Here is an 8,225-nt window from a genome sequence, read left to right on the forward strand (position 1 = left end):
CTTCCCAGCGGACGGCCAAGGAGCTCACTTTTTGCGGAGGGCACCCCAAGCGGCCCGGAAAGGCCACGAAATCGCCAGAAACACCGCTCCGACGATGCCCGCAAACAATTCTGCCGGAAGCAACAGCAGACGCAGGGGCGGCCGCATCACTGTTTTCAGCGTGGGCACCTTCTCATAACCCAGGTGCAGCAGGATGATGGCGATGATGCCGGTGAATTTCACCGCCTTGGCCAGGTGGTAGTGCCCGTCCGCCTCGCTGATGAATTTGAAGCCGCCCAGTTCGACCACCTGCTTGATGCTGTGGTCCCAATAGAGCTCCAGCCCCAGAAGCATGCCGACAAAACCGACCAGCAGGAAAGCCGTGTGCTCCAGCCAGGGCTGTTTTTCGAGCAGTTTGATGCAGTAGCCGGCCACCAGACGCAGCGTGATGATTCCCAGCGTCACGCCGACATAGACGAGCACCTTGCTGTCGCGGGCGAAGGCCACGGCGGCCACCACGTTGTCAAAACTCAGGCTCAGATCGAGGAAGGCGATCATCGCGATCGTGGTGCCGAAGCTGTGATGGCTCACATTCACCACCTCCCCTTCCTCCGGAGCCGCATCCTCCTGCTCCGCGAAGTGGGCACACATCAGCCACACGAGGTAAAGCGATCCGGCCAGCATGAGCCAGTGGTTCCCCATGATGAATCCGGCCGTCAGCAGCGCCACGATGCGGAATCCGTAGGCACCCGCGTAACCGATGGTCATCGCCGTCTTGCGCTGCTTCGGGTCGAGGTGGGATGCCATGGCGGCAATCGCCAGGGCGTTGTCCACGGAAAGCAGGCCCTCAATCAAAATGAGGGCCATGACGACGGGTATGCCGTCTTTGACGGTCTGCCAGAGGTCGGCGGCGGCGAGGAGGTCGGGAATCATCGGGCGCGAATCATGGCGGACAGGCCCGATCTTTCCAGCGCCAAATCAGGCGAATGAAACAACCGGCTGGCCGCCACCCGAACGATGCGGAAATCAGGAATAGGAGGACTCCACGCGCTTCGCGACGTCCTTGTAGCCGTAGTCCGCGTTGTAGATTTCCTTCAGCGCCTCGAGGCTGGCAGGCTTGTCGCCCATCTTCTCCAGCACGTGCGCCAGTTCGTAGAGCACTTCCTTCTTGATGGCGTCCATCACCACCAGCTCCTTCGCGGCCTCCATGAGGGATGTCTTGGCCAGGTCGTTCATGTTTTTGCGCTCGAAGCAGCGGCCGAGCATGAGAATCGCCTTGATGCGCATGTTCGGGTTCGACTTCGCCTGCTGCAGCTCGGGAATGGCCTCGGTGTACATCCCGGCGTTGAAGAAGGCCTGGCCCAGCTCGTAGCGCAGCGTCTTGTCCGTCGGGTTGCGGTCCACACGGCCTTTCGCCTCGTTGATGACGACAGCGGAGCGCTGGCGGCGGATTTCAGCCACCTGGGCGCGTTTGTCCTCGATGTCAGGCGCGTCGGGATCGCCCTCGATCTCGCGCTCGTAGTCCTCGATCTGCTTGTCCTGCACCTTGTCGCGGATGATCTCGACCTTGCGCTGCAGCGCCACATCGCCCGGATTCAGCGTGTTCAGGGCGTAATCGTAGAACATCAGGGCGTTGTCGATCTGGCCCAGGCGCTCGTAGAGGTCGGCCATTCGCTTCACGACGACGATGTTCGTCTGGTCGGCGTTGTACTGGTCGATCGTCTCGGCCAGGAACTGCTCCATCTGCTCCTTCGTCATGCCCTGGCGGTTGAGCATTTCGAGCTTGGCGGCCTCGCCGGAGTCCTTCATCGCCTTGCGGAAGTCACCCTCGGCGCCCCAGCCCTGGTTTTTGATCGAGCTCTTGGCGGCGGCGTCCTTCTCACCTTTGTTCGCGTCCATGTCACGCGGGTCGATCTTCACGATGGAGCGATACACCTCGCCGGCCTTTTCAGGCTCGTTGTGCGCCATGTAGTGCAGCGCCAGCTTGTGCATGTTCTTCGTGTTCTCCGGGTGCCCGCGGCGCAGGGTCTCCAGCGCGAAGGCGGCCAGCTCGGGGAAGTGGATCTTCATCGCCAGGTCGTAGAGCTGCTCGTTCGCGCTCTGGCTGAAGGGGTCCTTGCGGAAGGTGTTCTCCTCAAGATCAGCAATCTGCTCTGCCGGCTCCTTCTTCGAGCCCCCTTTGAACAGGCCGCCGCCCAGGCCGAAACCCTTCTTGGCGCCGCCCACGAACTCGCCCTCCGCGCTGCGCAGCAGTTTGCGGCCGTCGAGGAAACCGAGGTTGGCCGTCACGATGGGCAGCACCTGGTCGATGACGTATTCCCAGTTCTTCCGCTCCGCGGAGATCAGCGCTTTTTTCCAAAGGGCTTGGTATTTGGGGTCGAGTTCGGCTTCCTGGACGATCATAATTCCTTGGTGTCTGGGTTGAGTGAAAAGAGACGGGCGGCGGTCATTTTTTTGCTCCGCCAAACCATGCGCCGAGCGCGCGCAATTCCTCGCCAGTGCCCTCCGTCAGCCCCTTCATCGTGAATCCGTGCTCAAAGAGCACCATCCAGAAGAAGGTGGCGACGAGGAACGCGAGGGTCCAGAGGACTTTGTTGAGGATGCGCATGCCGGGAATTTCCGTCACTCTATGAAGAAAAGCGCGGAATCGTCCAGCACGGAGTTTTTCCCTGCGGAAAAACGCAATTCAGCCTCACTCCCGCTCAAACAGCAGCCGCAGGCTGTTCAGACACACCACCACCGTGCTGCCCTCGTGCGTCAAGACACCGAGCGTGAGCGGAACGATGCCGAACAACGACGCCACGGCCATCACGATGACGCTGCCGAGGGAGATGACGATGTTCTGCTGGATGATGCGCCGGGCGTGCTGGCTGATGCGGCGGGCGGAGAGCAGTTTTTCGATCTTGTCCTGCATCAACACGACATCGCTCTGCTCCAGCGCCGCATCACTGCCGCGGGCACCCATGGCGACGCTCACATAGGCGGCGGCGAGGCTCGGGGCGTCGTTCACGCCATCGCCGACCATGGCGACCTTGCGGCCTTGCTGCGTGAGTTCACGGATGGCGGCCACTTTGTCCTCGGGATGCAGCCCGGCACGCACTTCGCTGAGGCCGAGCTGCTTCGCGACCTCGGTGGCGGCGGCGCGGCGGTCGCCGGTGAGCATCACGGTGCGCACGCCGTCCGCGGAGAGCTGTTCCAGCACGGCGCGGCTGCCGGGGCGCACCTCGTCCTTCAGCAAAATGCGGCCGACAATCTGCTCATGCAGCACCCAGACCTCGCTGAAGCCCAGCGGCGCGTCCGGAACGCCCGCCAGAGCATCTCCGAGCGCGCTGTCTTTGACGAGTTCACGCCGGCCCACGTAGCTCAGACCGGCCTCCGTGCGCCCGCGTAGGCCCTGTCCGGCGATGGAGTGAAATTCGGCCAGTTTTTCAGCCAGGATGCCCTGCCCCTCTCCATGACGCGTGATGGCGCGGGCGATGGGATGATTCGAGTTCGATTCGAGGCTCACCGCGATGCGCAAAACGTCGTTTTCGCGGCCAGCGGGGAAGGATTCGATCTTCGTGACCTTCAGTTCGCCCTCGGTGAGCGTGCCCGTCTTGTCCATCGCCACCACATCGACCTCCGCGAGCTTTTCGATGGCCGCGCCGCCGCGGAAGAGCACGCCGCGTCGCGCTCCCCAGGCGATCGCGGCCAGAATCGCCGATGGGATCGACAAAACGAGCGCGCAGGGGCTCATGACGACCAGCAGCGTCATCGCACGATAAAACGACGATTTCGACGCGGCGGCGTTTTCAAAGGGAGGAATGCCAAAACCGAGCCACCACACGAAAAACATCACCGCCACGATGCCGAGCGTCAGAATCGTGTAGCGCGTGCCAAAGCGGTCCGTGAAGCGCTGGCTCGGCGCCCGCATGTGCTGGGCCGTCTGGATGAGCGTGATGATCTTCGAGAGCGCGCTTTGCGTGGCGGGACGGTCCACGCGCACCTGCACGAGGCCCCAAAGGTTCAGCGTGCCGCCGAAAATGGCCGCGCCGGTCTCCTTCGTGATCGGCAGCGCCTCGCCCGTGAGCGTCGATTCATCCGCCGCGGTGAGTCCGGAGGTCACCGTGCCATCGACGGGGAACAGCTCGTCCGGTTTCACCACGATGACATCGCCGACGCGCAGCGCATGCACATCCCGGTCCTCGGTTTGACCGTCGGGAAGGAGCACATGCGCGAATTTGGGCGCGGCCTTGGTGAGCGAATTGATCTCGCGATGCGTGCGGTAGAGCACGAAATGCTCCAAAGCACCGCTGGTGGAGAAAAGGAACAGCAGCAGCGCTCCTTCCTCCCAAGCGCCAATCGCCACCGCGCCGAATGCGACGGCGAGCATGAGAAAATGCACGTCGAGCCGGCCTTCCCGGATGTTTTCCCACGCATCCTTCGCCGCGTCCCAGCCGCCCGCGACGAGCGACACGATGAAAAAGGCCGGATGGCCGAAAATCCAGCCCAGCACCAGCCCCACGCCGCAAACCGCCGCCTGCAGCGCGAGCATGCGCCACTCATTCTCACGCGCCTGCTCGATCTCATCCGGTTCCGGCCATTCAAACTCGCGCCATTTCCAGAATTTCGGCGCCGTGGGGCAGGAGGGCTTCCCAATCTGCATCACGCCGCCCGTCTGCCTCACATCAAACATGGCCGTGTGCGCCGGCACCTCCTTGAGCCATTTTGCGTCGATGCTGCGCAACACCTCCGCGAGCTTCGCCTGGAGCAACTCGCCATCCACCCGCCCCAGCGTCGCCATCTCGACCTTCTTCGACCCCGGATTCAACCGGATCGCCTCCACCGACGGCTCGTCGAGGAGGAAGGACTCGATGGCGGCGATCCAGGTGTTGTCGGGGGTGTTGGGCATTGGCAACTTGCGATGGCTAATTGAGAATTCGGCACATCTCGCGCAAATCTCGCCATGGTGGGACCGAATCAGGATACCCTTTGTGGCTGATCACACCTGTCTTGGCATCCACAAAGATGTCTGGTTGTGCTGTTCCGCTGTAGCCAACCACGGTCAAAGCGCGCCATCGACCCTTGTCGCGAATCACTGGAAAGTTTGCCCCACACATGCCCTCGTAACGGGCAAAATATAATGTGGCAAGAAGGTCGGCTTCCGCCGCATCAATTCCATCATCGAGCTTGATGCTTTCAAATTGAGGCCGCCATGAACGCGTTTTGTCGAAGGCATAACTGTTTGGAACGACTGGATTGGAGTTCGAACAACCAACCAGGGAAACGCCAGCCAGCACGGACACGAACACACTGAAAAGGCAGCGCTTCATTCGTTCGTCACCTCCGGATACTGCTGCCGCAGGAAGATCAAATCGGCGAGATCCTTCTCACGATAGGTTCTGCGTTTCATACGCCAGAGCAATCGAGGAGAGGCGAAGGGGATGGGAACACCTTGGATTTCACGAATGACCACATCCTTGGACGCTTCATCGTAAACAATGCCGGAGGCCGATTTCATGAGGTCGATCACGATCTCATCCGCCACACGGACGACCGTGTATTTTTCCACCTCACCGGGCTGGAGATGGAGCACGGCCTTGTCCGGCAGCGATTCCAGGCAGCGATAAACCTTGGCCTCGTTTTCGGAGCTGGTATCGAAGAGAAGGTCCACATCACCCGTGGTGCGGCCATAGCCGGCATACATGATGGCGAAGCCGCCGACGATCATGTAGCGTGCCCCGCTGGCATTCAGCAGACGGCACATGGCGACCAGATCGTCCTCCGTGGGAGCACGCGATACTAGCTCGCCCGCTTGCGGTTCATCATTCTCGTCATCCATGCATCCGCCTCCTCGTGGGTTTTGAAACGATACACGCCGCGAGGGCAGATGCCGCGTTTCTGGCCTGCCATGACCTGATTGAGCGTCTTTTGGAGGCCGGCGCCGGAAGGCGGCACGCGGCGGCCCACGGTCTTGCCGATGAACTCCTCCACATTGACGACGGGTCTGGGCTGCATGGCGCGAAAGTAGGCGTGGCAGGTGAAGTTGCAAGGTGCGTGACAAGCGCGGGCGGACCGCACACAATGCATGCCATGACCACCCACCTCGTCGCCGGAGCCTTGCGCCTGTTTTCGGGCTCGGTGGCGCGTTGGCAGGGATGTGGGCCGGATTTGAAGCAGCGTGTGTATTTCGCCAATCACACGAGCAATCTCGATGGGCCGGTGCTGTGGGCGTCATTGCCTCCGCCGGTGCGGGTGCTCACGCGACTCATTGGCGCGAAGGATTACTGGTCGGTGGGTCGCGTGCGGCCGTTTCTGGCGTATCGCGTGTTCAATGCGGTGCTCATTGAGCGCAAAAAGCCGACGCCCGAGTGCAATCCGCTCGATGACATGGTCAATGCGCTCGGTGAGCGGCATTCGCTGATCATTTTTCCCGAAGGAGGCCGCCAGACCTCGCCGGAGCCGCAACAGTTCAAGCCCGGGCTGTTTCATCTGGCGAGAAAGCGGCCGGATGTGGAGCTGGTGCCGGTGTGGATGGAGAATTTGAACCGCATCCTGCCAAAGGGCGAGATCCTGCCCGTGCCCGTGCTCGGCAGCGTGACCTTCGGTGCGCCGATCCGGCTGGAGGAAGGCGAGACGAAGCCGGATTTCCTCACGCGAGCACGTGAAGCGGTGATGGCGCTGCGACACTGATCACCGCTGAATCGGTGGCAACTTCGCGGCCAGCTTCGCACGCAGGTCTTTTAGCACTTCCGCATGCTTCGGATCGTTCGCGAGGTTGGTGTACTCGTGCGGGTCGGTGTCGTGGTCGTAGAGTTCGATGCCGTCGCGGCCTTCGTTCCATTCGGTGCAGCGCCAGCGGGCGGTGCGGATCGTGCGGCCCCAGAATTCGGCGTTTTTGCCGCGGCGGGCCTGGGTGAAGGCGGCATCGTGGAGCTCGGTGGACGCGTTTTCAAGGAAGGGACGCAGGCTTTTGCCTTCGAGTTGCTTGGGCGCGGAGACGCCGCAGAGATCGCAAAGCGTCGGGAAGACATCGGTGAGCTCGATGAGGCTGTCGCTGCGCTGGCCGGCGGTTTTCATGCCGGGCGTGGCGAGGATGAAGGGCACGCGGGCGCTTTCCTCGAAGAGGCTGCGTTTGTGCCACAAACCGTGCTCGCCGAGGTGCCAGCCGTGGTCGGAGGTGAAGAGGATGACCGTGTTGTCATCGAGGCCGGCCTGTTTGAGCGATTCAAGCAAGCGACCGACCTGCGCATCGACGTAACTCACGCACGCGAGGTAGGCGCGGATGGCGGCGCGTCGCTGCTCGGGCGTGGCGGTGAGCGCGTAGCCGGGCACCGCGCCGTTGCGTGCGGGCTCGGGGATGTCGGCTTCGTCGTCGGCGGGCGCTTCGGGCAGCGTGATGCTTTCGAAGGGATACAGATCAAAATACTTCGCCGGAGCCACGAGCGGCAAATGAGGCCGATGGAAGCCGACGGCGAGGAAGAAGGGTTTGTTGTTCTCCCGCTTGCCGAGCCATTCGATGGCCGTTTTGGCGAAGACGCCATCGACGAGTTGATCGTCATCGCCAGGGATCTCCTGCCAGCCGAGGCCTTCTTTCTTGCCGCGCTTCACCTGCACGCTGCTTTTGCGATCCGGCGGGAAGGGCAGCTCGCTTTTGAAGGGCGTGCCAAAGTCCCAGCCTTGCGGATCGTCCATGCTTTCGAGGCCGCTCGGCACGCCCAGATGGAAAATTTTGCCGCAGCGGGCCGTGGCGTAACCGTTTTCACGGAAGTGATGCGGCATCGTGAGCACGCCGGGATGGTTCTTGTAGAGGTTGTCCTCGTTGTTCGTGACCCGCGTGGTGTTTGGTCGCATGCCCGTCATCATGGATGAACGCGACGGATTGCAGTGCGGGAACTGGCAGAAGGCCTTGTTGAAGACCACACCGCGTTTGGCGAGCGCGTCGAGGTTCGGCGTTTTCGCCTGCGGATGTCCGTAGCAGCCCAACGTGGCCGCGAGGTCGTCGGACATGAGCAGGAGGACGTTCGGCTGTGCCGAAAAGGATGAATGCAGAATGGCGAATGACGAAAGGAGGACGAGGACGAGCGATTTCACGATGGGGCGTGAACGAAGCGCCGGGCAGCTTCCTTCCGGTGAGTTGGAGTGCAGGCTTTAGCCGATCTGGGGGCTTACGAACGCCCCAAACGGTCGGCTAAAGCCCAATGCCATCAAGGTTGATGGATTGGGACAACGCTCAGAACCCAATCTCTATCAGGGTCGCGGCGCGA

9 protein-coding genes are annotated in these 8,225 nt (G+C 61.9%); 1 reads left to right on the forward strand and 8 read right to left on the reverse strand.

The annotated features are described in order from the left end of the window. Positions 1-24: 24 nt before the first annotated feature. The 7 genes from IAE77_RS24665 to IAE77_RS24695 form a co-directional block, all read right to left on the reverse strand. Positions 25-912, reverse strand: a complete 888-nt coding sequence (locus IAE77_RS24665; protein ID WP_294232443.1) for a DUF475 domain-containing protein — start codon at positions 910-912, stop codon at positions 25-27. A 93-nt stretch (positions 913-1,005) separates the two neighbouring features. Continuing rightward, positions 1,006-2,382 carry a hypothetical protein gene (locus IAE77_RS24670; RefSeq protein WP_294232445.1) on the reverse strand — a complete coding sequence of 459 codons (1,377 nt, stop codon included), beginning with the start codon at positions 2,380-2,382 and terminating at the stop codon, positions 1,006-1,008. A 43-nt stretch (positions 2,383-2,425) separates the two neighbouring features. Next, a complete protein-coding gene (locus IAE77_RS24675; RefSeq protein ID WP_294232447.1) occupies positions 2,426-2,587 on the reverse strand; it encodes a hypothetical protein in 162 nt (53 codons plus the stop codon). 84 nt (positions 2,588-2,671) lie between these two features. Then, the gene (locus tag IAE77_RS24680) at positions 2,672-4,870 is read right to left on the reverse strand and encodes a heavy metal translocating P-type ATPase (protein WP_294232449.1); all 2,199 of its coding nucleotides are present in this window, start codon (positions 4,868-4,870) and stop codon (positions 2,672-2,674) included. Between the two features lie 16 nt (positions 4,871-4,886). Next, entirely contained in the window at positions 4,887-5,291 is a 405-nt protein-coding gene (locus IAE77_RS24685; RefSeq protein WP_294232451.1) for a hypothetical protein, read from the reverse strand. Continuing rightward, the gene (locus IAE77_RS24690) at positions 5,288-5,800 is read right to left on the reverse strand and encodes a nucleotidyltransferase (protein ID WP_294232452.1); all 513 of its coding nucleotides are present in this window, start codon (positions 5,798-5,800) and stop codon (positions 5,288-5,290) included. The genes IAE77_RS24685 and IAE77_RS24690 overlap by 4 nt, the downstream gene beginning before the upstream one ends. Next, positions 5,761-5,976, reverse strand: coding sequence for a hypothetical protein (locus IAE77_RS24695; protein WP_294232453.1), 216 nt, complete (start codon positions 5,974-5,976; stop codon positions 5,761-5,763). Before IAE77_RS24695 ends, IAE77_RS24690 begins: the two co-directional genes overlap by 40 nt. Before the next feature lie 75 nt (positions 5,977-6,051). Here IAE77_RS24695 and IAE77_RS24700 point away from each other — a divergent pair, with 75 nt between their 5' ends. After that, entirely contained in the window at positions 6,052-6,651 is a 600-nt protein-coding gene (locus IAE77_RS24700; RefSeq protein WP_294232455.1) for a lysophospholipid acyltransferase family protein, read from the forward strand. Here the strand turns inward: IAE77_RS24700 and IAE77_RS24705 are convergent, their stop codons facing one another. Then, positions 6,652-8,052 (reverse strand): sulfatase, encoded by a 1,401-nt coding sequence (locus tag IAE77_RS24705; RefSeq protein WP_294232456.1) that lies wholly within the window; start codon positions 8,050-8,052, stop codon positions 6,652-6,654. It lies immediately after the preceding gene. Between the last annotated feature and the right edge of the window lie 173 nt (positions 8,053-8,225).

This window comes from Prosthecobacter sp., assembly GCF_014879935.1.
In the GTDB taxonomy this organism is placed as follows: domain Bacteria; phylum Verrucomicrobiota; class Verrucomicrobiia; order Verrucomicrobiales; family Verrucomicrobiaceae; genus Prosthecobacter.

Bases quoted from the DNA above. Each gene is read 5' to 3' on its own strand.
- IAE77_RS24670 (WP_294232445.1), bottom strand. From the start codon at position 2,382: ATGATCGTCCAGGAAGCCGAACTCGACCCCAAATACCAAGCCCTTTGG.
- IAE77_RS24690 (WP_294232452.1), bottom strand. From the start codon at position 5,800: ATGGATGACGAGAATGATGAACCGCAAGCGGGCGAGCTAGTATCGCGT.
- IAE77_RS24680 (WP_294232449.1), bottom strand. From the start codon at position 4,870: ATGCCCAACACCCCCGACAACACCTGGATCGCCGCCATCGAGTCCTTC.
- IAE77_RS24675 (WP_294232447.1), bottom strand. From the start codon at position 2,587: ATGCGCATCCTCAACAAAGTCCTCTGGACCCTCGCGTTCCTCGTCGCC.
- IAE77_RS24700 (WP_294232455.1), top strand. From the start codon at position 6,052: ATGACCACCCACCTCGTCGCCGGAGCCTTGCGCCTGTTTTCGGGCTCG.
- IAE77_RS24695 (WP_294232453.1), bottom strand. From the start codon at position 5,976: ATGCAGCCCAGACCCGTCGTCAATGTGGAGGAGTTCATCGGCAAGACC.
- IAE77_RS24685 (WP_294232451.1), bottom strand. From the start codon at position 5,291: ATGAAGCGCTGCCTTTTCAGTGTGTTCGTGTCCGTGCTGGCTGGCGTT.
- IAE77_RS24665 (WP_294232443.1), bottom strand. From the start codon at position 912: ATGATTCCCGACCTCCTCGCCGCCGCCGACCTCTGGCAGACCGTCAAA.